This is a genomic window from Aeromonas sp. QDB63, assembly GCF_027707425.1.
GTDB classification, from domain to species: domain Bacteria; phylum Pseudomonadota; class Gammaproteobacteria; order Enterobacterales; family Aeromonadaceae; genus Aeromonas; species Aeromonas caviae.
Genome location: NZ_JAPCIS010000018.1, coordinates 1 through 22,176 on the forward strand (window position 1 = coordinate 1; position 22,176 = coordinate 22,176).

Consider the following 22,176-nt stretch of genomic DNA (forward strand, 5'->3'; position numbering starts at 1 on the left):
TGAATGGGTTCATGTGCAGCTCCATCAGCAAAAGGGGATGATAAGTTTATCACCACCGACTATTTGCAACAGTGCCCATCGGCGTAGTAGTGGATGTGGTCGATGACAAAGCCGGTGCGGGTCAGCGTGCGCCGGAGGATCGGCAGAAAATCGACCAGGAACGAAGTAGCGCGTGTGACGACGGCCGGTACGCCGACACGCGCCACGGCCTCGGCCCAGCGCGCGGCCGGCGGTTGGAGCAGGCCGTTGTGCACCGAACCGTGGTAGGTGCCGACCGCCAATGTGAGCCAGCGCTCTAGCTCGCGCAGCGTCAGGGCGGCCTTGTTTTCGGAATCGTAGTCGCCGCGCTGGTCAGGGTTGGAGAAGGTCGTTCCCGGCAGTTCGTCGTGAATCATCTGCATCGCCGTGCCGATGATCCGTTCCACGATGCCGCCATAGTGCGGCTGTCCCAGCGGGCGATAGTCCAGCCGGATGCCATGCTGCTCGCAACCCCGGCGCAGGGCCTCGCTCTTGAACTCGGCCGCGTTGTCTAGGTAGAGCAGCAAGGGCTTGCCGCTCATCTGCCAATCCATTTCCACGTTCAGTCCTTCCAGCCAAGGGCGCTTGTCGCAGGCGACATGCACGAGGCACAGGCCAACCGAAACGGCAGACGGCGCTTCCAGCGTGACGACCATGCCGAGCACGCAGCGGGTGAACACGTCGATGGCGAGGGTCAGGTACGGGCGGCCAATAGGTTGCCGGTCGCGGTCATCGACCACGATCAGGTCGATGACCGTATGGTCTATCTGCACCTGCTCCAGCGGCGCGGTCACGGCAGGAGGCTCGCCGCCCACACCTTGTAGGTCACGAGCGGCATCCTGGCCTTCCCGCCGGCGGATGACCTTGCGCGGGTCAAGGCTAGCGATCCGTAAGGCCACGGTATTGCGCGCCGGCACTCGCAGTTTTTGAGCCTTGCACACCTGAGTGACTTCGCGGTGAAAGGCCGCTAGGCTGCGCTTCTGCTTGGTCAGGAACCGCTTTTGCAGTAGCTCGTGGATGACGCGCTCGACCGGTTCCGGCAAGCGCCCCTTACCTTTACCTCCACCGGACTGGCCGGGCACCAGATCCGTCACGAGGCCGCTGCCTTGCCGGGCACGCCGGATCAGAACGTATACCTGGCGCCGAGACAAGCCCAGCGCCTGAGCCGCCATATCGGCCGCTTCGTGCCCGACCGTCTCCGACTGCGCCAACGGACTGATGATCTCCGCACGACGGCGCGCACGCTCCCAAGCCTCATCAGGCAGAGTGGCCACGCCTTGTTCTGGAATCCGTGGGGTGTCCGTCGCCATGCTCACCTCGCTTTGGTGCACACGAGTATTGAGCATAGTCGAGATTGGTGCAGATCACTTCTGATATTGAACTGTCAGGAGCTGGCTGCACAACAGCCATTACGCCCAATCAACTGGTGCAGTCGTCTTCTGAAAATGACATATTGAACCAATAATTAGGAACCACTTTAAACAGACCGATGGGGGTTTCAATGTTCATACGGGCGTATTTACGTGCATCGACAGTGGAACAGGATGCTGAGCGGGCACGAGAGCTTCTGATAGGTTTTGCTGCTGAGCATGGCCATCAGATTGCCAGTTTCTATGTGGAGAATGAGTCGGGAGCGACGCTGGACAGGCCTGAGCTTATGAGGCTGATCCGCGACGCTGCAGATCGTGACATTGTGCTGGTAGAGCAGATTGATCGTCTGGCCCGTCTCAATCAGACGGATTGGCAAACACTGAAGCAGCTTTTGGCACAGAAACAGCTCTCCATCGTTTCTCCTGAGCTTCCGACTTCCTGGGTGGCATTACAGGGGGACAGCCGCTCCGAGTTCACCAGCGCCATTTTGCAGGCTGTAAATGGCATGCTGTTGGATATGCTCGCAGCCGTCGCTCGTAAAGACTATGAAGATCGCCGTCGCAGGCAGCAGCAGGGTATTGCCAAGGCCAGGGATGAAGGGAAATACCGTGGTAGGCAGAAGGATGAGAAGAAGCGTCAGCACATCGCCAGGCTGTTGGTGACAGGCCACAGTTATTCCGCGATTCAGGAGATGCTTGGTTGCTCAAGGTACCTTATCGCCAGTGTGGCCAAGGAGGCGCGCAGTTAGCTCCAGAAGTAGTAATTTTTGATGACCGGCCCACCCTTGCGTTTTGGGCGTGGGGTTGTCTTGAGGGTTTTCGCTGTCCAGATAAGAGCGATGCTCAGCGCAGTGAACAGCCCGGCGGGCCAGTGCCAGCAGGCGAGTGCGGCAAGAGCCATTAACTGCAACCTGGCCGTGATGGGGCGCCTGGTAGCCCAGGCCAGTATTGGCCAGCACCAGTAAACCGGTGGCAGGCAGATCAGTAGCCATGCAAACAGCGTGTCGCCAAGTGCCATCAAGCCCAGCGCAACCAACGCCATGAGGGCGATATCAGCGATCGGTTTCATGGTGTCTCTCTTTTGCATGCGCCTTGTAGCTATACAGACTCCACACGAAGACAAGCGTGAAGAAGGCCAGCAAGCCTACCATTCCCCAACTGAACGCATCCATCGTGTTACTCCACCAATGAACATGATTTCAGCATGGCACTGAAGGTCTTGGTATTCAATCAACTTATTGAAAATGTTGACTTTGTTCGTTCGTGACAAAGTTGGAGTACTGGAATCCAGTGGCTTATTGACCAGTGGAATCAGCGCCCTTATCCCCGGCCAATCCCTGTCCAATTCCTTTCCACATAACTATCTATCTGGAATCTTGGTGCGGATATTCCAGATAGTGGAATGTCGCTTCAGAACGAGCACCTGGAATATTGATAGGGGCCTTCCCATCTATCTGGAATGTTCGTGCTGTTTTTCGCTCTGGAATGTTGGCCACTCTGTCTGAGGTGAGTGGGAAAACCCGGTGTGCTGGAATTGATGGGGGCAGATTCCTATCTATCTGGAATCTTGGCCTCTGCATTCAGCGAGAGCCAAACCGGCTGACTTGCTATGGGACTAACTCAAGCGATGCCCTTCAACAATCATTCACTACGACCTAGTTACGCCATTACCAGACGTTTCCTTGACCCGAAGGCATGCCATCAAGAGCTGCACCCATGTTGCTTTATGAGTCTGAAATCAATAAAACCCGGCTGAATTTATGAGAGAATCTTGAGCAATATTGTCCCCCGACCGGAAGAGTGCTCATGGCCGAGATCAACAAAGCAACCCTCACCGAAGCCGACATCATCTCGAAATACCTGCTGCCTGCTATCAAGGCTGCGGGGTGGGATGACCTGACTCAGGTTCGCCAAGAGGTGAAGCTGCGGGATGGCAAGGTGGTGGTGCGCGGCCAGATGGCGGCACGCAAGAAGGTCAAATCGGCCGATATCGTGCTCTATCACAAGATGGGCTTGCCACTGGCGGTGATCGAGGCCAAAGCCAACAAGCATGAGATTGGCAAGGGGATGCAGCAGGGGCTCGATTATGCCCGTCTGCTGGATGTGCCGTTCGTATTTGCCAGCAACGGCGATGGTTTTGTATTTCATGACAAGACCAATCCGGCCAAGCTGGAATCCGAGATCGCGCTGGAGGACTTCCCCAGCCCCGGCCAGCTTTGGGACAAACTCTGCACCTGGAAGGGTTACACCCAGGCACAGTTGCCTGTCATCAGTCAGGACTACTACTCGGATGGCAGCGGCAAATCTCCCCGCTATTACCAGCTGCAGGCCATCAACAAGACCGTAGAAGCCATCTCGAAAGGTGAGGATCGGGTATTGCTGGTGATGGCCACCGGCACCGGCAAGACCTACACCGCATTCCAGATCATTTGGCGTTTGTGGAAGGCGGGCGCCAAGAAGCGCATCCTGTTTTTGGCCGATCGGAATGCGCTGGTGGAACAAACCAAGCGTAATGATTTTCAGCCTTTTGGCTCGGCCATGGCCAAGGTCACTGGGCGTACTGTCGATCCTGCCTATGAGATCCACCTTGCCCTCTATCAGGCGCTCACCGGACCAGAAGAGTCACAGAAAGCCTTCAAGCAGGTCTCACCCGGTTTCTTCGACCTGATCGTGGTGGATGAGTGCCATCGGGGCAGCGCCGCCGAAGACAGCGCCTGGCGCGAGATCCTCGAATACTTCTCATCGGCCACCCAGATTGGTCTCACTGCCACGCCCAAAGAGACCGCAACCGTCTCCAGCACCGATTATTTCGGTGACCCTGTTTATACCTACTCCCTCAAAGAGGGAATCGAAGATGGTTTTCTTGCCCCCTACAAGGTGGTGCGGGTCGATATCGATGTCGATCTGCAGGGGTGGCGTCCCACCAAAGGGCAGATGGACAAACAGGGCAACCTGATTGAAGACCGTATCTATAACCAGAAGGATTTTGACCGCACTCTGGTGATCGACGAGCGTACCCAGCTGGTGGCCGAAACCATCACCAACTACCTCAAGAAAACCGACCCGATGGCCAAGACCATCGTGTTCTGCAACGACATCGATCATGCCGACCGGATGCGACGGGCGTTGGTCAACCTCAACCCGGAACAGATGGCCAAGGATGAGCGCTATGTGATGAAAATCACCGGCGATGATGAGTTGGGTAAGGGGCAGCTTGAGAACTTCATTGAGCCGAAAAAGCCCTATCCGGTCATCGCCACTACTTCCGAGCTGATGACCACTGGCGTCGATGCCAAAACCTGCAAGCTGGTTGTGCTGGACCAAAATATCCAGTCCATGACCAAGTTCAAGCAGATCATCGGCCGTGGTACCCGCATCGATGACAAGTACGGCAAGCTCTGGTTCACCATTCTCGACTTCAAGAAGGCCACCGAGCTGTTTGCCGATCCCCGTTTCGACGGCGAGCCGGAGCGCGTCATGGTGATCAAACCGGCAGACATCAACAATCCGGATGAAGGCTTGGGCGATATCATCGGCGATGCCGATCTGCTGCCAACCGATGAACCCGGCGACAATGACGATCCGTTTGCTCCCGGAGTCGATGAACAACCCGGCAGCTACACAACCGGTAGTGATGGTGGCCAGAGTAGCGCTGGGGGCCAGGGCGCAGGCCCGCTGGGTGGCCCCGAGCCCGGGGTCAGCAAGTATTATGTCAACGGCGTGGCGGTCAGCGTCATCGCCGAGCGGGTGCAGTATTACGATGCCGATGGCAAGTTGGTGACCGAATCCTTCAAGGACTACACCAAAAAGACCCTGCTCAAAGAGTTTGCCACCCTCGATGCGTTCACCAAACGCTGGCAAGCCGCCGAACGCAAGCAAGCCATTATGGATGAATTGGCTCAGGCGGGCGTGCTGTGGGAGGTGTTGGAGCAGGAAGTGGGCAAGGAGCTCGACCCGTTCGACCTTATCTGCCATGTGGTATACGATCAGCCGCCACTGACCCGCCGCGAGCGGGCCAACAACGTCAAAAAGCGCAACTACTTCACCAAGTACAACGACACCGCCCAGCAGGTTCTTACCAGACTGCTCGACAAGTATGCCGATCAGGGGGTGACCGAGATTGAGACCAAGGATGCGCTAAAAGTCGCCCCCTTTACCGAGTTGGGGCGCCCGCTGGAGTTGGCCAAGAAGGGTTTTGGTGGCCCCAAACAGTTCGAGCAGGCCATCACCGAACTGGAGCAAGAAATTTACCGTGAGCAGCAGAGCGCCTGACGACCTGACTGCTTCTGAACTACCATGCGGCCATTCCAATGATGGCCGCTTGTTTTATCGATACTCCTGACGCATTCGCCCCTGTATTCGTCATCATTTTTGTAAAAAGCAGAGAATTCCATGTCATCCATCAGCTCAGTCATCAAATCCATTCAGGACATCATGCGCAAGGACGCCGGTATCGACGGCGATGCCCAGCGCCTCGGCCAGCTCTCCTGGCTGCTGTTTTTGAAAGTGTTCGACGCCCAGGAAGAGGAGTTGGAGTTTGAGCAGGATAACTACCGCTGCCCCATCCCCGAGCGCTTCCTGTGGCGCAACTGGGCGGCCGATAGTGAAGGGCTGACAGGCGATGCCCTGCTCGATTTCGTCAACAACGACCTGTTCGACAGCCTGAAAAACCAGCCTGCCAATATCGATCTCAACCCCCGTGGCTATGTGGTGAAAGAGGCGTTCAGCGATGCCTTCAACTACATGAAGAACGGCACCCTGCTCAAGCAGGTGATTAACAAGCTAAACGAGATCGACTTCACCGACAGCAGTGAGCGCCACCTGTTTGGTGATATCTACGAGCAGATCCTGCGCGACCTGCAAAGCGCCGGTAACGCGGGCGAGTTCTACACCCCCCGCGCCGTCACCCGCTTTATGGTCAACCGCATCGACCCCAAACTCGGCGAGCGGATCATGGACCCGGCCTGCGGTACCGGCGGCTTTCTCGCCTGCGCCTTCGATCATGTCAAAGAGCACTATGTCGAGACCTCAGCCGACCACCAGACTCTGCAGCAGCAGATCTTGGGGGTCGAGAAGAAGCAGCTGCCGCACCTCCTTTGCACTACCAATATGCTGCTGCACGGCATCGAGGTGCCGGTGCAAATTCGCCATGGCAACACCCTCGACAAACCGCTGTCGAGCTGGGATAGCGATATCGATGTGATCCTCACCAACCCGCCCTTTGGTGGTACCGAAGAGGATGGCATCGAGCAGAACTTCCCGGCCGATCTGCGCACGCGCGAAACTGCCGACCTGTTCCTGCAGCTGATTATCGAGATCCTGAAAAAGGGCGGTCGCGCCGCCGTGGTGCTGCCTGATGGCACCCTGTTTGGCGAAGGGGTCAAAACCAAGATCAAGCAACTGCTCACCAGCGAGTGCAACCTGCACACCATAGTGCGGCTGCCCAACGGCGTGTTTGCCCCCTATACCGGCATTAAGACCAATATCCTCTTCTTCACCAAGGGTCAGCCCACCAAGGATGTCTGGTTCTATGAGCACCCCTATCCGGCTGGGGTGAAAAACTACAGCAAGACCAAACCGATGAAGTTCGAGGAGTTTGAAGCCGAGATCGCCTGGTGGGGCGATGAGGCGGACGGCTTTGCCGCCCGGGTAGAGACCGAGCAAGCCTGGAAGGTCAGCATCGACACCATTATCGAGCGCAACTTTAACCTCGATATCAAAAACCCCCATGTTGGTGAGCAGATAAGCCACGACCCTGAGGAGCTGCTGGCGCGCTATGCCAAAGAACAGGCTGAAATTCAGACCCTGCGTAACCAGCTAAAAGCCATTCTGGGCGACGCCTTGGGCAAAGGTGCGGCCAAGCAAGGGGGGCAGGCATAATGGCGATCGAGAATCTGATTACCGACCACCTGGATCTATGGACCGCGGCGGTTCGCCCCAAAAGCAGTGCCGGGCGCGGTAGCAACAGCAAGCTGGAACTCACCGGCATCAAAAAGCTGCGAGAGCTGATCCTAGAGCTGGCCGTGCGCGGTAAATTGGTGCCGCAAGACCCCAGCGATGAACCGGCCTCCGTGCTGTTGGAACGGATCGCCGCCGAAAAGACGCGGCTGGTGAAAGAGGGCAAGATTAAAAAGCCCAAAGCCTTGCCAGAAATTGGTGAGGAAGAGAAGCCGTTTGAATTACCGGATGGGTGGGTGTGGTCAATGCTTGCAGAGATCGCAGAGATCAATCCACGTAATGAAAGCGATGATACTGTTGACGCATCATTTGTACCCATGTCTTTAATCAGCACCGCATATAACGGGCAGCATGAATTTGAAGCAAGGAAGTGGGGCGAGATAAAGAAAGGTTTTACCCATTTTTCTAATGGGGATATTGGCATAGCAAAAATAACACCATGCTTTGAGAATAGTAAGGCTGCAGTTTTTCGTGGTTTAACTAATGGAATAGGTGCAGGAACGACAGAGCTTCATATAGCTAGACCATATACAGATTATGTTTCAGCATTCTTTATATTATTAAATATAAAATCGCCTATATATCTCAAAAAAGGTGAGGCAGGAATGACCGGAACCGCAGGTCAAAAGCGACTTGCCAAGGACTTTTTCTCATTCTATCCATTGCCAATTCCGCCATTTGCAGAACAGCACCGCATCGTTGCCAAAGTGGATGAGCTTATGGCCCTCTGCGACCAGTTGGAGCAGTGCAGCGAATCGCAGTTGGCGGCCCATCAGACGCTGGTGGAGACCCTGCTCGCCACACTGACAGACTCCTGCGATGCCGACGAGTTGGCGCAAAACTGGGCGCGGCTAAGCACTCATTTCGATACCCTCTTTACCACTGAGGCCAGCATCGACGCCTTGAAACAGACCATCCTGCAACTGGCAGTAATGGGTAAGCTGGTACCGCAAGACCCAAGCGATGAACCCGCCTCCGCCCTGCTGGAACGCATCGCTGCCGAAAAGGCGCTGCTGGTCAAAGAGAAGAAAATCAAAAAAGAGAAACCGCTGCCGATGATTCGGGCGGAGGAACAGCTATTTGAGCTACCAATAGGTTGGGAATGGGTTAGATTTAGCCAAGTTGCACACTCTCGCCTTGGAAAAATGCTCGATAATGCAAAAAATATTGGCAATGAATTGCCATATTTAAGAAATACAAATGTGCAGTGGGATCTGATTGAGCTTGATGATATAAAACAAATGAAAATCGATGATAATGAAAAAGATGAGCTAGCTCTTAGGTATGGTGATTTATTGATATGTGAAGGTGGTGAACCTGGAAGATGTGCTATTTGGAAGCATCATAATAAGGAAATGTATTTTCAAAAAGCACTGCACCGAGCAAGGCCTTATCAAGGGGTAATGGCAGAGTATTTACAAATTTGTTTAACTAATGATGCTGCTACGGGAACCTTAGAACAGTATTTTACAGGAGCAACAATTAAGCATTTTGTTGGTGCAAAACTGAATGAATATTCAATTCCTCTACCTCCTACTGCGGTACAAAAATTGATAGTAGCTAAAGTCGATGAACTGACGACACTCTGCGATCAACTTAAATCCCGCCTGCAAACCAGCCAGCAGACCCAACTTGCCTTGGCCGAGTCGCTGGTGGAAGGAGCCCTTGCCTGATGAGCCGCATATTTAATGTCTATTGTGATGAGTCCTGCCATCTGGAGAACGATGGTCAATCGGCCATGGTGCTTGGGGCTGTATGGTGTCCGCTGGATAAGCGCCACGAGATCGTGCGTCGCTTGCGGGAGATCAAGCAAAAGCATGGGTTGGCGCCGGATTTCGAGGTGAAGTGGACCAAGGTTAGTCAGTCGAAACTCGCCTTCTATCGTGACCTGCTGGATTACTTTTTCGATGATGATGACCTTCACTTTCGTGGTCTGGTTATCCCGGATAAATCACAGCTAAATCATGAAGCGTTTGGGCAGAGTCATGACGACTGGTACTACAAAATGTATTTCGTCATGTTGAAGACGATCTTTGAGCCGCAGAATGGCTATCGAGTCTATATCGATATCAAGGATACCTTGGGGCATGAGAAGATCAGCAAGTTGCATGATGTTTTGTGCAATAACACGTATGACTACTCGAAGAAAATCATTCATCGGGTGCAGCGGATCCACTCTCATGAAGCCGAGTTGCTGCAAGTTGCGGATCTTTTGATCGGAGCCCTGAGCTATCTGCATCGAGGGTTGACCAGCAGCCAAGCCAAGCTGGCGTTGATTGAAAGAATACGGCAACGAAGTGGTTACAAGCTGACACACAATACCCTTCTGCGAGAGAGCAAGTTCAATCTGATGGTCTGGTGCAGCAGGGGTGGATGGTGATGCAACCTATATGGCTACCTGACCTCATTCTGATGACCGCCTCTGGCGGTGATTGGGGGCGTTTTTTCTCTGCTGTTTATGCGGCCTTCGAACAAGACTTTGTACTCAACAAACCCGAGTTCAGAGGCAAGCGTCTTGGTCTGAAACGTCATCCTGAATATGCCGGGAAATCAGCGACCTTCTGGCACATGATTTCAACTGGAGAAGTTGAAGCAGAGCGAGAACCCGATTTACGTCGATGCGAACGCATCCGCTGGCCCAAACCCATCATCGAGAATGATAGCGATCCTGAGCTGAAGGTGTGGGCTGAGCCTCGTGGCAAGCAACAACGCATCCATATCTGGTTTGAAGCGGAAGGCTACCTAGTCGTGCTGGATGATCGAGGAGAATACATCCTGCCGTGGACGGCATTTTTCATCGAACATGAGCACGAACGGCGCAAGTACAACAAGCGCTGGGAACGGTATGGGAGTTATTGACTGCTAGGGGAGGGAATTAAGCTGGCCGCGCCCTCCGGAGAGGACGGGGCCGTAACTCCTTCTACGCTGACGCCAAAGGCTGGTAGATGAGATGCGCAAAGTGTAACGGTTACCCCGATGATTAGCAACCGACTGGCTGTATGGCGAAGTAATAAGGCGTGTATGCCGACACAAAGACAGATTCAAAAAAACAACCCCGGCGTAAGTTGCAAAGCAACCAAGAGGCCGGGGTCATGTTGCGGGAAACCTTAAAGAGACGCCCTCTTTCAGTCAAACATTTTTACCCCATTTTGTGATGGATAGAGTGGTAGTCGAGTGGATATCAAAGCAGGATCTCGAAGGCTCTTCAGCTAAGTGAGAGCCTGCTTGAAATATCAATATTACAAGGAGTTGCGATGCTACATGCAATCCTGCATGGCAAGGCTGGGCGTATCGAGCGGGAAGGGGAATCCCTGCGCTGGCGCGACCTGTTTAAAGGCAGCGAAGATCTGCTAACTGCCACTTTCTTTGGCCGTCTGCCCCACCTCTCGGACGGTACTCTGGGGGCCGTGCTGCACTTTCTACTCGGTGACAATCCGCTAGACCCGGCCAGCTTTCAACGGCTGGAGCTGTGGCCAAAACTGGTATCGCTGCAGGATCGCCGTTATGTCGAGCCCGATGTGCTGCTCCACTTTGACGACACGCTGGTGGTTATCGAGGTGAAGCCCCCGTTCGGTGGCGACCAGTATCGGGAGCAGTGGCTGGCGCAGGTCAATGCTGTGGTCAGTGAAGCCGAGTTTGATGACTATGAAGACCGGCTCTATTACGTGGCACTTGGCAATATCCCTGTCGCTCCGCTGTCTCCCCCCGATCTGCCGAAGCGCTTTGTCCAGATGACCTTGCGTGAATGGGAGCCACTGCGCCGCTATCTGCAAACTGCCTCCGAGTTTGAATCCTGCCGTCAGGATCGCGCCATCCGCGATGAGTGGCTGCAGGCGTTTGAGCTGTTTGGCATGGCCCCGGTGGTACCTGAATGGGCGCCGTTGTTTGCCTACGCAGGGCGGCTGGATCTGGATTGCGGGGTGATGTCAGAGCGGCAAATTACCCCACCCGCTGAGCCTACTGGTTGGGCTGCTCTGCTCGATTATGCCGGGACATTCCACCTATCTCGCCCCGATTTCTCTTTTTTGAATCACTGACTCTGGCTAAGGATGCCGTCATGCCACACGATCTTGAACAGACCACCCAGCTGGTGACCCAACTGCAACAAGCTCACCGACTCGCAGCCGGTTTCTACCAGCGTATCCTCCCGCTATTCGATCAGATCGCCAGTCAGGCGCTGGACGCCGAGTTCTGGTATTGGGAGCCCAGCGAAAATAGCCGCCCCTGCCGCTCAGGAACCCGCCCTTCCAGCAGCTGGGCATGGGACTATCTGCCACTGTTTGCATCGAATCACGCTTACCGGGACAGGAATGGCGATAAGGCTCTGCAAGGTGATAAGACGCTGATTTTTCGCCTCTATATCGATGATGATTTCCGTCAAAACTCAGCCTTGCGTGCACATACGAAGGGTCAGCCTGATCCTTTGCAACTGTCTGGCAACGCCGTGGTTGAAGTAAATCTGTACCGTTGCCTGCAGGATAGTGATAACCACCTCTGGGATCTGCTCAAGCAGGTTAGCTGGCCTGCTCATCAACCTGACTGGCAGCAAAGTGACAAATGTCATCAGCTTGAGATCTGCTCCAATCATCTGCCGCTCGCCCAGCTGCTTGCCGACCCTGATAGCGTGGCCGATTGGATCAAAGAAATGAACCATCGCTGAGCCTGTGGTTGGCTTGGGATAGCCAACCTAGTGGAGCCTAATGACTTTACTGGCGGTCTCTCGCCCAAATGTCATTTGGCTCTACCAACCCCCCTTCCTGTTCCCATCTTAAATTTCACATCCGAAAATTTTCCAGAAAACGCTGTAAGTGCCCAAAACGGGCACTTACAGCGGTCTGGATTTCGTTAGGTCCCCGGTACGCTCTTGCATGCTGATGTTTGTAACTAGGAGACAATCTGCATGCGCGAACAAAATTCGTCAGTTTTCAGTGATCCGAATGGGGCAATCCTGAAAGAGCTTTATGAGCTTAAGCAGTTGGTAATCCAGCAAGGACAGGCGCAAAAAGAGGTGCTTTCTGCCGAGGAGTGCGCTGAGTTGCTGGGGGTTTCTGTCTGCTATGTGTACCGGCTGACCAGTGAAAAGCGTCTGCCGCATTACAAGCCACAAGGCAAAAAGATCTACTTCAAGCGCGTTGAGCTGCTGGACTGGCTGCTCTCCCACCGCATTTCACCAGACGCCGAACTCACTGAGCATGTAACCAAGCGTGTGCGGCAAGCTAGCCATGGGCGGTTGTGAGGTGGGTATGACACAGGATCTGATTACATCTCTCTGCCCCCGGGATCTCCGGTCGGCTTTTATTGAACCTCCGAAACCCCTCGATTTTGTCCTACCGGGGCTGCCTGTTGGCTGCGTTGGTGCGTTGGTGTCACCGGGAGGGGTGGGCAAATCGATGTTGGCATTGCAACTGGCAATGCAGATCGCCGGTGGGCCGGATTGGATTGGACTTGGCAAGCTGGGCAGGGGAACCGTGCTCTACCTGCCTGCTGAGGACCCTTGGCCTGTACTGCACCAGCGCTTGTTTGCCTTGGGCGGAGGTCTTGATGCTGAACTTCGTGCCAACGTCGAACGAAACCTTCGTCTTATACCGCTGCAGGGCTCCAGTCCGAATGTGCTGGATAGCCATTGGTGGGAAGCGATTGCTATATGGGCTGAAGGGGTGAGGTTGATTGTCATCGATACTTTGAGGCGCTTCCACGATGCCGACGAGAACGCGGCCTGTGCCATGACGCAGGTACTGGGTCAGTTGGAGCGGCTGGCCATGAGGCTGGGATGCGCTGTGTTGTTTGTACACCACACCAGCAAATCCGCAGTATTCCAAGAAGTTGGCGATCTGCAGCAGGCAAGCCGTGGTTCGTCGGTGCTGGTAGACAATGTGCGCTGGCAGGGCTACCTCGCCACTATGACCAAGAAAGAGGCGCAGCAGCTGGGAGTATCGGCAGAGAAGAGCAAGCTTCACGTGCGGTTTGGGGTAAGCAAAAGTAATTATGGGCCGCCACTACCGGAGCGCTGGTTGGTGCGGGGGGAAGGTGGCGTGCTGTATCCCGCTCCCGCTAGGTTGGGCGTAACACGCCGAGCGGGAGGCAAACGTGTCTTGCTTTGAATTGACTCATGCTAGGCATGACCATATGCACTGTCTTGCACCCGGGTTGTTTAGGGCGATCTCGCATGGCCAACGCCGCCGTGACAAGCTGGAGGTGATTTACCGTTTCGGTGGTGGCAATCAGATCGAGTTCTCCGGGCCTGAGCCGCTGGGTGCAGATGACCTCCGTGTGCTTCAGGGGTTGGTTGCCCTGGCTGGACTTGAGTCACAAAGTAACGAGATTGAGCCAGTTGCGGTGAGCGAAACTGGGGCGATATTGCGAGATCTTCTGGATCTTCGTTGGGCTGCCAACCAGCAAAGGGTATTGGTGGTCAGAAGCAGCCTGCGCAAACTGGCCAAGGAGGTTGGATACGCCAATCCTCGGGATACCAATACTGTACGTTGCTGTATCGAGCGATTGTGGAAGGTGTCGGTGATCGCAAAGGTGGCTGGCCAGCGTAGCGGCTTTCGCTTATTGGCGAACTATGTCAGTGACACTCAGACTGATGGACTTTTTTTGGCGCTTAATCCCTTGCTGACCTACGCCATTATGGGTAATGGTCGCCATGTTCGTATCGACATGACAGAAGTTCGGCACTTGAATGGCAGCATCGCTCGGTTGTTGCATCAGCGGCTATGTGCCTGGGTGGATTGTGGTCAGAAAAGGGCAGTGCAGTTAGACACCTTGGTCGCTTATGCCTTTCCCGATGAGGTCAGCACGGCCACCCATCGCAAGCGGCAATCAAGAGTTCGTAAGGCATTGGATGAGCTGACTGCTTTGGGCTGGTCTATCTGCGAACATGCCAAGGGGCGGTTTACCATCGGCCGGCCTGCACTATCACGATAACGGTCACAAACTATCACGAAAGTGGTCACAAAGTTCACGATAACGGTCACAAGCCAATTCAGTGAAACCCAGTTACCGCTTGGGCTGCAGGGCGATCCTGAAATCCGATCTATATTATCTAAGATAATCTAGGCCAGCGCATGGTCGCGCTGGCCTATTTGTTGGCTCTTCCTGGCCATGATCTCGTCGAGGGTGCTTCTATCACTCCAATACGTTGGGAAAATCGAGCATGGCATCTCTACGCCGTGATTCAAGGATGTCTGCATAGATCTCTGTGGTTCTCAGCTCACTGTGTCCCAGCAAGCGGGAGAGGGCATAGATATCGACGCCGCGGTTAAGCTGGATGACGGCGAAGGTATGACGCGCGCTGTGGAAGGTTACCTTCTTGGTTATACCCGCCTGCAACGCCCACCGGGTGAGCTCCATGTTGTGCCAAGCCGAGTACTTGAGGCCCTTGAAGATCCGCTCTGTTGCCTTGCCTGAGCGCCCCATCAGCTGCATCGCCATGTCATTCAAATCCAGGTATTGCAGGCCGCTGGTCTTTTTCTGGGTGAAGACGATACGGTAATGGCCATAGAAAGGCTCCAGCTCGGCCCAGGTCAGCTTGTGAATGTCGGACCAGCGCAAGCCAGTGCAACAAGAGAACAGAAAGGCGCGCTTAAGAACGTCATAGCGGCACTCAGCCTGGGCCATGGCCCGAACCTCATCTTCGGTCAGATAAACCCGCTTGTTCTTCTCCCCCTGGATGACTTTGACGCGTCGTACCGGATTATCCATCAGCAGCCGCTCCTGCTCTGCTTGGTTCAGGGCTGCCCTCAACTTGTTGAAGTAGGCACTTTGGGTGTTGCGGCTCAGTGGCGTGCCGCTTTTGGTGCGGGCCTTGTGCATCAGGTAGTGCCGAAAACCCTCCAGGAACAGCTGATCGACCTCCTCGAAAGTCAAATCAGGCAGTTTATGGTACTGGCGCAAATGCTTGAGGGTAGACACCCAGATGGAATAGTTGCTCTTGCTGCCTGCCGCCTTTTGGTCGGTCACTTCCTGGAAGTACTCAAAGAAGCTGGCCTTGTGGGCGCTCGATAAATCCAGATGGTGTTTGCCGGTCTCGTATTCGAAGAGCCGCTTGGCGCGAATGGCTTCGGCTGCCCGCTGGGTTTCTTTGTTGTGAAGCCGCTGTGCCGGGGTACGCGGCTTGTCGTACAGGAAGAGATCCAGGGGCTCTCTGCTGCGCTTGTGCTTGCGGATGCCTGTGGCGGGATCAAGGTAGGAGCCGGCGTAGTAGGTTAAGCGCGCAGTGCGCTTGCCTTCGGCGTCCGGTTCGCGGAATTCGATGCTGATCTTCATGAGTGTCCCCCAAAAGTACCCCAAGAGGTTACTTCGGGGTACTCTCGGGGTAAATTCTCACGAAACAAGATCAGGTAAGAACAGCCAGTAAAAACAAAGTCCAATATTTACAATGTCTTATGTTCTTTATGGCTGCTTTTTATTGCTGATTTTTCACCACATTACTTGCCGATGCAGAAGCTGGAGAAGATGCGGCCCAGCAGATCGTCGGAGCTGAACTCGCCAGTGATCTCGGACAGTGACTCCTGGGCCAGGCGCAGCTCCTCGGCTACCAGTTCGCCAGCCACATAGACCTCAAGCTGCTCCCTGGCTACCAGCAGCCGTTCGGCGGCACGCTCCAGTGCGTCCAGGTGGCGGCGGCGGGCCATGAAGCCCCCTTCGGTGTTGCCCTGGAAGCCCATGCAGGCCTTGAGGTGTTCGCGCAGTGCGGGCAGCCCCAGCTCGGTCTTGGCGGAGATGCGATAGACGGCGTGGCCCTGCTCCTGGCTCGGTGCCAGATCCTCGCCGGTCAGGTCCGCCTTGTTGCGCACCACGGTGAGGCCGATGTTTTTTGGCAACCGATCAACGAATTCCGGCCAGATATCGTGGGGATCGACGGCATCCGTGGTGGTGCCGTCCACCATGAACAGCACCCGGTCGGCCTGTTCGATCTCGGCCCAGGCACGCTCGATGCCGATCTGTTCCACCTTGTCCTGGGTATCGCGCAGGCCCGCGGTGTCGATGATGTGCAGCGGCATGCCGTCCAGATGGATGTGCTCGCGCAGCACGTCGCGGGTGGTACCGGCGATCTCTGTGACGATGGCGGACTCGCGGCCTGCGAGGGCGTTGAGCAGGCTCGATTTGCCAGCGTTGGGGCGACCGGCGATCACCACCTTCATCCCCTCTCGCAGCAGTGCACCCTGCTTGGCCTCGCCGCGCACGTCGTCCAGCTCGGAGATGATGGCGTAGAGGTCACCCGCCACCTTGCCGTCGGAGAGAAAGTCGATCTCTTCATCCGGGAAGTCGATGGCCGCTTCCACATAGATGCGCAGCCGGGTGAGGCTCTCCACCAACTGCTGAACCTTACCGGAGAACTGCCCCTGCAGGGAGTGCATGGCGCTGCGGGCGGCCTGCTCGCTGGAGGCTTCGATGAGATCGGCGATGGCCTCGGCCTGGGCCAGATCCAGCTTGTCGTTGAGGAAGGCGCGCTCGCTGAACTCGCCCGGGCGGGCGGGGCGGATGCCGTCGATCTGCAGGATGCGGCGGATCAGCATGTCGAGAATGACGGGGCCGCCATGGCCCTGCAGCTCCAGCACGTCTTCGCCGGTGAAGCTGTTGGGGGCCTTGAACAGCAGGGCGATGCCCTGATCCAGCGCCTGGCCCTGCTCGTCCCTGAACGGCAGATATTCGGCATAACGCACCCTGGGGAGCTTGCCGAGCACTATCTCGGCGACCCGCTCGGCGGCAGGGCCGGAGACGCGGACTATGCCGACGCCGCCACGGCCGGGGGCGGTGGCCTGGGCCACGATGGTATCTGTTGTCATCTTGCTTGACTCGCTGGTTGGCTGAATGAGTAAGAGGGTAGGGGACATTGTAATAAAAAAGGCGGCCCGAAGGCCGCCTCTTTTGTCATCAGGAAAGATGGGCTGCGCATCAGTTGCGTGAGTGCAGGCCTTTCTTCTCCAGCTGACGATAGATGATGGTCTGCTGGATGATGGAGATGACGTTGCTCACCAGCCAGTACAGAGTCAGACCTGCCGGGAACCAGAGGAACATGAAGGTGAAGATGATCGGCATGAACTGCATCACCTTCTGCTGCATCGGGTCCGTGATGGTGGTCGGGCTCATCTTCTGCAGATACCACATGGAGGCACCCATGAGGATTGGCAGCACGAAGAAGGGGTCCTTCACCGACAGGTCGGTGATCCACAGGGCGAACGGCGCGTGGCGCAGCTCGACAGACTCCATCAGTGCCCAGTAGAGGGCGATGAAGATGGGCATCTGTACCAGGATGGGCAGGCAGCCGCCCAGCGGGTTGACCTTCTCCTTCTTGTACAGCTCCATCATGCCCTGGGACATCTTCTGGCGATCGTCACCGAAGCGTTCCTTGAGCGCAGCCAGCTTGGGCTGGAGCATGCGCATCTTGGCCATGGAGGTGTACTGGGCCTTGGTCAGCGGGAACATGATGCCGCGCACCAGCAGGGTCAGCATGATGATGGCCAGACCCCAGTTCTGGACGAAGCCGTGGAACACGGTCAGCAGCCAGTGCAGCGGCTGGGCGATGAACCAGAGCCAGCCGTAGTCGACGGTCAGATCCAGGTGGTTTGCCACCTTGGCCATCTGATCCTGCAGCTTGGGACCGATCCACAGCTTGCCGCTCACCTCGGCCTGCTGGCCGGCAGCGACGTCAACCAGCGGCGCCTTGTAGCCGATGATGGCCTGGTCCTTGCCCGGGATCACGCGGCTGTAGAAGCTGTTGGTGTCGTTGGCATTCGGGGCCCAGGCAGAGACGAAGTAGTGCTGCAGCATGGCGACCCAACCACCCTGGGTAGTCTTGTTCAGGTCGGCATCCTTCATCTCGTCGAAGGAGTACTTCTTGTAGCGGGAGTCTTCGCTGGAGAAGGCACCACCACGGTAGGCACTGGCCACCATGGCATGACCTTCCTGATCCTTCGGCGTGGTCATGGTCTGCTTCAGCTGACCGTAGAACTGTACCTGGACCGGCTCGGCAGACTTGTTGTCGATCTTGTAGTCGACGCCCACGGCGTAATCACCGCGCTTGAGCACGAACTCCTTGGTGAAGACCACCCCCTTGCTGTCGGTCCAGGTCATCGGAACGACGACTTGATCCTGACCATCGGCCAGCTGATAGCTGGTCTGGGCGGCTTCATAGGTGGGACGACCCTGGGCCTGGCTGTCCGGACCATTGCGACCGACCAGACCGCTCTGGGCCACATAGAGGTGGGCAGGCTGGCTGGTCAGCAGGGTGAACGGCTGTTCCTTGCCTTCTTCCAGCTTGTGGGCCAGCAGCTCGGCAGAGACGATGTCACCGCCCTGGGTGTCCAGGGTCAATTTGAGCACGTCGGAGGAGACGGTGATCAGCTTGCGCGCGGCGTTACCATTTGCTTGCTCGGAAACCTGAGGAATATCACCGGTCTGACCGGCTTCAGGTACGAAATGTTCGGTTTGGGCCACGGTAGTCGGGGCCGGCTTCGGAGCCTTGTCGGACTCCCACTGTTGCCAGAGCAAGAAGCTCACGAACAGCAAACCGATCAGGAGTAAATTGCGTTGTGATTCCATAGTCTTCAGTTTCTTCGCTTTGGTTGCGGAACCGGGTCATAACCACCCTCGGATAAGGGATGGCATTTTAATAGACGTTTGCTGGCTAACCAAACGCCTTTTATGAAACCGTGAAGTCGGATTGCTTCTATCGCAAATTGGGAACAAGTCGGGGTGAAACGGCAGCGCGGCCCGAGCAGGGGACTAATGATTAGCTGATACAGGCGTATCAGTTTGATTGCTACCCATTGCAACGGCGTGACAGAGTGCGCCATAGCTTTTCCAGTAACTTGAACAGCGCTTCGTTGTCCATCTCCTTCACGCCACCCTTGGCGATCACGACGATGTCGATAGCGGGCAGATTGGCTTGATTGAGGCGAAAACTTTCCCGAACCACTCGTTTTACACGGTTGCGCCAGACGGCACGCTTGAGCGCCTTTTTGGGCACGGCGAGGCCAAGACGGGGGTGTTCGAGGAAGTTGGGGCAAGCAAGAAGCGTAATTTGCGGAGAAGCGGCCCGGACAGGCTCGGCGAAAACGCGTTTGAAGTGTTCGGGAGTTAACAGACGTAACTCCCGAGAGAAGGTGTGCTGGGTAGGCATTAGACTACCAGGCGGGCACGACCCTTGGCACGACGAGCGGCCAGAACTTTGCGGCCGTTGGCAGTAGCCATGCGAGCGCGGAAACCGTGAGAGCGCTTGCGCTTCAGGTTGGACGGTTGAAAAGTACGTTTCATGATTCGATTCCGTATTTCTGTACAGTTTTGATTGTCACACTTAGCCGACGCGCCAGCTATAGCGTGTGACGACTAGCAAAAGAGGCCGAATTCTAAACAGAGTTCAGCTTCTCGTCAATCCGCCGTTCCTTTCCATCTCGCCCCGTTCGTCGACCGAGCGGGATAATCTGGCAGGATCCGGAGGATCAAGGGCCCCGAATTATACTGGCAACCCGGGGTTAAACAAGGATCCCTCAAGAAAAAAGGCGGCCAGGCCGCCAAAGAGAGAGCTATTTAAGTACTTTGCGCAGGAACTCCCGGGTACGGGGATCCTGCGGATCGACCAATATCTGATCCGGCGGGCCCTGCTCCACGATCCGGCCTCCTTCCATGAAGATCACCCGATCGGCGACATCACGGGCAAACTCGATCTCGTGGGTCACCACCACCATGGTCTGGTGCTGGCGGGCGAGCTGCTTCATCAGGCCCAGCACCTCGTCGACCCACTCGGGATCGAGGGCGGAGGTGGGCTCGTCAAACAGGATCACCTTGGAGTGGGCCGCCATGGCCCGGCCGATGCCGACGCGCTGTTGCTGGCCGCCGGAGAGGGAGGCCGGGTAGGCATCCTGTTTCTCGGCGAGGCCGATGTCCTTGAGGATGCCCAGGGCAGTGGCACGAGCCTCCGCCTTCGGCTGCTTCCAGACGGTGATCAGCCCCTCGGCGATGTTGTCCAGCGCCGTCTTGTTGGCGAACAGGGCGTAGTTCTGGAACACGAAAGAGGCGCGTTTGCGCAGTTCGATGGCCTGCTGGTCGCTGGCCTTGGCCAGATCCACGGCGAGGTCATCGATGACGAGCCGCCCTGCATCCGGGGTTTCCAGCAGGTTGAGGCAGCGCAGCAGAGTCGACTTGCCGGTACCGGAGGGGCCGATGATGACGACAATCTCCCCCTTCTTTACCTCAAGATCGATGCCGTTGAGCACCTGATTTCCGTCATAGGCCTTGGAGAGACCCGTTAGGTTGATCATGACAGGCCTCCTTTAATAAGCACGGTTCAGCCGCACTTCCAGCAGATGCTGCAAGCGGGTGAAGAAGATGACCACCACCCAGTAGATCAGCGCCACCGCCATGAAGCTCTCGAAGAACTTGAAGGAGGAGGCCGCTTCCATCTGGGCCTTGCCCATGATCTCCGCCACTCCCAGGGTAAACGCCAGAGAGGTGCTCTTGATCATGTCGATGAAGTAGTTCATCAGCGATGGTGTCGCGATGCGGGCCGCCTGGGGCAGGATGATCCGCTGCATCGCCTGCAGCCGGCTCATGCCGATGCTGAGGGCGGCTTCCATCTGGCTCTTGTGGATGCCGAGAATGGCAGCCCGGATCGACTCGGCCATGTAGGCGGCGAAGTGCAGGGTCAGGCCGATGATGGCGGCGGTAAAGGCATCCATCCCCACGAAGATGGGGAAGAGCTGCGGCAGCCCGTAATAGAGCAGGAACAGCTGGACGAGCAGCGGTGTACCCCGGAAGAACGAGATATACAGCATCGCCAGCCAGTGAAGTGCGGGAACGCGAAACACCCGTACTATCGCCAGGATCAGCGACAGTACGAGTGCCAATACGAATCCCCACAGGGCCATTTCCATCGTGGTGCCCAGGTATTTGAGCAGGATGGGAAACAGCCCTAGCGTGTACTCGAGGTCAAATTCCATCATTTATTTGCTGGTGATGTCCGCTGCGAACCATTTTTCGGAGATTTTGGTCAGGGTGCCGTCTTTGCGCATGGCGGTGAGGGCATCGTCAACCTTCTTCAGCACGGCCTGCTTTTCCGGGGTCTTCAGGAAGGGCAGGGCGTTCTCGATGGTTTCGAACGGTGCACCGGCCTGTTGCAGCGGCAGCTTGGATTCCTTGATCAGCTGGGCGGTGGAGACGCGGTCCATCACGAAGGCGTCGATGCGGCCCAGGGCGACATCCTGCTCGAAGGCGGAGTCATAGGTGCGGATGTCGATCTTCTTGTTGGGGTCGTTCTTGCGCAGCAGCTCTTCGAAGTTGGAGCCCAGGTTGACGGCGACTTTCTTGCCTTCCAGATCCTTGATGCCGTGGATGGTGTTGTTGCCCTTGCGGACCACGATCTGGGCACCGTCATAGACATAGGGCTGGGAGAAGGCGTACTTGGCCTTGCGCTCGTCGGTGATGGTGATCTGGTTGGAGATGGTGTCAACGCGGCCGGTTTCCAGCATGCCGAACAAGCCGGAGAAGCTGGCGGTCACGAACTCGACCTTGTAGCCGGTGCGCTCACCGATCTGGTTCCACATGTCCACCTCGAAGCCCTGCAGCTTGTCCTGCTTGACGAAGGTGAACGGGAAATATTTGCCGGACATGCCGACCTTGATGGTTTCCTGGGCGATGGCCTGGCCGGACAGGCTGGCCAGCAGAATGGCGGCGCCGGAAATCAGTTTGATGGTGGATTTCATGGGGATTCCTCTCTCTGTAGTGCTGTATTTTTAGTTGTAATCACGGGTTGGTGCTGATGTTATTGGAATAAAATATAAAAAATAAATGATATTTGGTTATATAAAATAACTATGGTTGCAGCGCG

The 22,176-nt window shown here is 56.0% G+C and carries 22 protein-coding genes; 11 read left to right on the top strand and 11 right to left on the bottom strand.

The genetic code is table 11. The features are described 5' to 3' along the window. Window positions 1-59: 59 nt before the first annotated feature. Window positions 60-1,328, bottom strand: a complete 1,269-nt coding sequence (locus tag PG879_RS12490) for a DNA-binding domain-containing protein (protein WP_000179845.1) — start codon at window positions 1,326-1,328, stop codon at window positions 60-62. A gap of 191 nt (window positions 1,329-1,519) precedes the next feature. On the opposite strand from PG879_RS12490, the gene PG879_RS12500 reads away from it, so the two are divergent. After that, a complete protein-coding gene (locus PG879_RS12500) occupies window positions 1,520-2,137 on the top strand; it encodes a recombinase family protein (protein ID WP_047439809.1) in 618 nt (205 codons plus the stop codon). On the opposite strand, the gene PG879_RS12505 is transcribed toward PG879_RS12500, so the two are convergent. Then, complete coding sequence (locus PG879_RS12505; protein ID WP_047439811.1) at window positions 2,134-2,457, bottom strand: hypothetical protein; 324 nt, start codon at window positions 2,455-2,457, stop codon at window positions 2,134-2,136. The two genes, PG879_RS12500 and PG879_RS12505, sit on opposite strands and share 4 nt — an antisense overlap. A 737-nt stretch (window positions 2,458-3,194) precedes the next feature. Between PG879_RS12505 and hsdR the strand changes: the two genes are divergently transcribed. The 10 genes from hsdR to repC all read left to right on the top strand — a co-directional run bounded on the left by hsdR (window position 3,195) and on the right by repC (window position 14,273). Continuing rightward, complete coding sequence (hsdR, locus tag PG879_RS12510; protein ID WP_103261034.1) at window positions 3,195-5,660, top strand: EcoAI/FtnUII family type I restriction enzme subunit R; 2,466 nt, start codon at window positions 3,195-3,197, stop codon at window positions 5,658-5,660. Between the two features lie 120 nt (window positions 5,661-5,780). Next, complete coding sequence (locus PG879_RS12515) at window positions 5,781-7,268, top strand: N-6 DNA methylase (RefSeq protein WP_103261035.1); 1,488 nt, start codon at window positions 5,781-5,783, stop codon at window positions 7,266-7,268. After that, entirely contained in the window at window positions 7,268-9,019 is a 1,752-nt protein-coding gene (locus tag PG879_RS12520) for a restriction endonuclease subunit S (protein WP_103261036.1), read from the top strand. Before PG879_RS12515 ends, PG879_RS12520 begins: the two co-directional genes overlap by 1 nt. Next, window positions 9,019-9,726, top strand: a complete 708-nt coding sequence (locus PG879_RS12525; RefSeq protein ID WP_081990753.1) for a DUF3800 domain-containing protein — start codon at window positions 9,019-9,021, stop codon at window positions 9,724-9,726. The genes PG879_RS12520 and PG879_RS12525 overlap by 1 nt, the downstream gene beginning before the upstream one ends. Next, window positions 9,720-10,205: a hypothetical protein gene (locus PG879_RS12530; protein ID WP_197058106.1), complete on the top strand. Its 486-nt coding sequence runs from the start codon at window positions 9,720-9,722 to the stop codon at window positions 10,203-10,205. Before PG879_RS12525 ends, PG879_RS12530 begins: the two co-directional genes overlap by 7 nt. Window positions 10,206-10,600: 395 nt before the next feature. Continuing rightward, window positions 10,601-11,383, top strand: a complete 783-nt coding sequence (locus tag PG879_RS12535) for a hypothetical protein (RefSeq protein ID WP_047439892.1) — start codon at window positions 10,601-10,603, stop codon at window positions 11,381-11,383. A 20-nt stretch (window positions 11,384-11,403) separates the two neighbouring features. Further along, window positions 11,404-12,006, top strand: coding sequence for a hypothetical protein (locus PG879_RS12540; protein WP_047439890.1), 603 nt, complete (start codon window positions 11,404-11,406; stop codon window positions 12,004-12,006). Between the two features lie 240 nt (window positions 12,007-12,246). After that, complete coding sequence (locus tag PG879_RS12545; protein ID WP_015848536.1) at window positions 12,247-12,582, top strand: helix-turn-helix domain-containing protein; 336 nt, start codon at window positions 12,247-12,249, stop codon at window positions 12,580-12,582. Window positions 12,583-12,589: 7 nt separating this feature from the next. Further along, on the top strand, window positions 12,590-13,447 hold the full coding sequence (locus tag PG879_RS12550) for a helicase RepA family protein (RefSeq protein ID WP_081990754.1): 858 nt from the start codon (window positions 12,590-12,592) through the stop codon (window positions 13,445-13,447). 25 nt (window positions 13,448-13,472) lie between these two features. Then, a complete protein-coding gene (repC, locus tag PG879_RS12555) occupies window positions 13,473-14,273 on the top strand; it encodes a replication protein C, IncQ-type (RefSeq protein WP_052200084.1) in 801 nt (266 codons plus the stop codon). A gap of 201 nt (window positions 14,274-14,474) precedes the next feature. Here the strand turns inward: repC and PG879_RS12560 are convergent, their stop codons facing one another. The 9 genes from PG879_RS12560 to PG879_RS12600 form a co-directional block, all read right to left on the bottom strand. Continuing rightward, window positions 14,475-15,614, bottom strand: coding sequence for a site-specific integrase (locus PG879_RS12560; RefSeq protein ID WP_047439882.1), 1,140 nt, complete (start codon window positions 15,612-15,614; stop codon window positions 14,475-14,477). Between the two features lie 161 nt (window positions 15,615-15,775). Further along, window positions 15,776-17,137 carry a tRNA uridine-5-carboxymethylaminomethyl(34) synthesis GTPase MnmE gene (gene mnmE, locus PG879_RS12565; RefSeq protein WP_270830254.1) on the bottom strand — a complete coding sequence of 454 codons (1,362 nt, stop codon included), beginning with the start codon at window positions 17,135-17,137 and terminating at the stop codon, window positions 15,776-15,778. Between the two features lie 109 nt (window positions 17,138-17,246). After that, on the bottom strand, window positions 17,247-18,893 hold the full coding sequence (gene yidC / locus PG879_RS12570; protein WP_270830256.1) for a membrane protein insertase YidC: 1,647 nt from the start codon (window positions 18,891-18,893) through the stop codon (window positions 17,247-17,249). 5 nt (window positions 18,894-18,898) lie between these two features. Then, a complete protein-coding gene (gene yidD / locus PG879_RS12575; RefSeq protein WP_010672280.1) occupies window positions 18,899-19,147 on the bottom strand; it encodes a membrane protein insertion efficiency factor YidD in 249 nt (82 codons plus the stop codon). After that, the gene (gene rnpA / locus PG879_RS12580; protein WP_270830257.1) at window positions 19,114-19,473 is read right to left on the bottom strand and encodes a ribonuclease P protein component; all 360 of its coding nucleotides are present in this window, start codon (window positions 19,471-19,473) and stop codon (window positions 19,114-19,116) included. Before rnpA ends, yidD begins: the two co-directional genes overlap by 34 nt. Next, window positions 19,473-19,607 (bottom strand): 50S ribosomal protein L34, encoded by a 135-nt coding sequence (gene rpmH / locus PG879_RS12585; protein WP_005307156.1) that lies wholly within the window; start codon window positions 19,605-19,607, stop codon window positions 19,473-19,475. The genes rnpA and rpmH overlap by 1 nt, the downstream gene beginning before the upstream one ends. 269 nt (window positions 19,608-19,876) lie before the next feature. Then, a complete protein-coding gene (locus tag PG879_RS12590) occupies window positions 19,877-20,611 on the bottom strand; it encodes an amino acid ABC transporter ATP-binding protein (protein ID WP_010672282.1) in 735 nt (244 codons plus the stop codon). 12 nt (window positions 20,612-20,623) lie between these two features. Beyond that, the gene (locus PG879_RS12595) at window positions 20,624-21,292 is read right to left on the bottom strand and encodes an amino acid ABC transporter permease (RefSeq protein ID WP_010672283.1); all 669 of its coding nucleotides are present in this window, start codon (window positions 21,290-21,292) and stop codon (window positions 20,624-20,626) included. After that, complete coding sequence (locus tag PG879_RS12600) at window positions 21,293-22,051, bottom strand: amino acid ABC transporter substrate-binding protein (RefSeq protein WP_039040644.1); 759 nt, start codon at window positions 22,049-22,051, stop codon at window positions 21,293-21,295. Between the last annotated feature and the right edge of the window lie 125 nt (window positions 22,052-22,176).